Source organism: Nostoc sp. T09, assembly GCF_002154695.1.
Taxonomy (GTDB): Bacteria; Cyanobacteriota; Cyanobacteriia; order Cyanobacteriales; family Nostocaceae; genus Aulosira.
The window spans coordinates 1-2,098 of the sequence record NZ_MTAV01000187.1 but is presented as its reverse complement, the minus strand read 5'-3'; the positions used below and the strand labels follow the sequence as shown (position 1 = coordinate 2,098).

The following is a 2,098-nucleotide window of genomic DNA, read 5'->3' as shown; positions in this document are numbered from 1 at the left end:
TAGGACTTACGCAAAAGTCACGGAATTCCGTCATTACGAGCGTTCGACGAAGTCGTTCCCCAAGGGTAGCGACGTAATCGCCTGAAATTCTGGGATTGCTTCCCTACACTACGTTCCGGTCGCAATGACAAATTTTGCTTGCGTAAGTCCTGATAATTAAACTGAGGCTGGGAAAATAAGTAGGTCAACATTGAAAAAGATAAAATAGAGTCTTTGCGATTACTTCTCTGCGAGACGCTACGCGAACGCTTCACTGCGTTCCGTACCCTACCGGAAGGCGTTCCGCCAACGTAATGACATTTCACATTTAATTTAGGTTGAGCTACTTATCTGTTAATTATCCAACCGATAAACATTTCTGAAGCTGTAATCCTTGTACATTATGGTACTGGGAAAATAATTTCCATCTCCGATTCCTAATCCCCAATACCCATGCAATGAGGTCAGACCAATGTCCAGTTTAGAATTCGAGAGAGTCGCAGTTCGTCCAATGGATGAGTATAACCAGGCTTTGGTCTCTCAAGTGCATCCACCAGATTGGATAAATCCAGAACCTGCGAATGTTTACGACTTGGTAGTGATTGGCGGGGGAACAGCGGGATTAGTGGTAGCTGCGGGTGCGGCGGGTTTGGGTTTGGGTTTAAAAGTGGCTTTGATAGAAAAGCATCTCATGGGTGGAGATTGCTTAAATGTGGGTTGCGTTCCATCTAAAACTATCATTCGCTCTGCGCGTGTGGTAGGCGAACTGTGGGATGGTAAGGAATTGGGAATTAATATTCCCAAACTTATTGATGTTGATTTTTCCGCAGTGATGGCAAGGATGCGCCGTATCAGAGCTGGTATCAGTCCTCATGACTCGGCTGAACGCTTTCAAAAATTAGGAGTCGATGTATTCTTAGGTAGCGGTCGGTTTGCAAGTAAAAATACTGTGGAAGTTGGCGACCAAACCCTGCGTTTTAAAAAAGCCGTAATTGCTACTGGCGCTAGAGCTGCACAACCTGCAATTCCGGGAATTGAAAAAGCTGGTTATCTTACCAATGAGTCGGTTTTTTCTTTAATTCAACGACCGGAACATTTAGCAGTGATTGGTGGTGGTCCTATCGGTTGTGAATTAGCGCAGGCTTTCCGCCGCTTGGGTTGTGAAGTGGTACTTTTCCATCGCAGTTCTCATATTCTCAATAAAGAAGATGCGGAAGCTGCCGAAATTCTGCAAAAAGTTTTGGTTAAAGAAGGAATTCGCTTAGTACTAAATTCTAAATTAGAAGAGGTGGTAACTGTCACCGAAGGTAAGCGACTTTACTTCTCCTCTAACGGTCATCGAGATTCTGTGACTGTAGATGAAATTTTAGTAGGTACGGGACGCGCTCCTAATGTAGAAAGTCTCAATTTAGAAGCAGTTGGGGTAGAGTACGATAAGCAGCACGGTGTCAAGGTGAACGATTACCTGCAAACGACCAATCCCAAGATTTATGCAGCTGGCGATATCTGCATGAACTGGAAGTTTACCCACGCCGCTGATGCAGCCGCACGCATTGTTATTAAAAATACGCTATTTTCTCCCTTTGGTTTAGGACGTTCCAAACTCAGCAGTTTAGTTATGCCTTGGGTTACTTATACTGACCCAGAAATTGCTCAAGTAGGAATGTCTGAACAGCAAGCCAAGGAGAAAGGCTTGGATGTGGAAACAATTAAAATTCCTTTTAGTAGTGTAGACCGAGCGATCGCAGATGGTGAAGAATCAGGATTTCTCAAAATTCACCACAAAAAAGGTTCTGATGAAATTCTCGGTGCTACCATTGTCGCTCGTCATGCAGGTGAGATGATCTCGGAAGTGACTACGGCAATTGTGGGTAAGTTAGGTTTGAATAAGTTAAGCGGTGTCATTCATCCCTATCCCACTCAGGCTGAAGCTATTAAGAAGGCAGCAGATGCTTATCGTCGCACACTGCTCACAGAGAATACCAAACGCCTTTTGGGTTTTCTCACAAAGTTATCTTAAGTTGAGTTTGTTAGGACTTACGCAAAAGTCACGGAATTCCGTCATTACGAGCGTTCGACGAAGTCGTTCCCGTTCGGCAAAGCCGTTCTCGAAGAGTAG

At 44.4% G+C, this 2,098-nt stretch carries 1 protein-coding gene; it reads left to right on the top strand.

Annotated elements, in window-relative coordinates; all coding sequences use genetic code 11:
- Positions 1 to 451: 451 nt before the first annotated feature.
- A complete protein-coding gene (locus BV372_RS29800) occupies positions 452 to 1,999 on the top strand; it encodes a mercuric reductase (RefSeq protein WP_086690352.1) in 1,548 nt (515 codons plus the stop codon).
- Positions 2,000 to 2,098 lie beyond the last annotated feature (99 nt).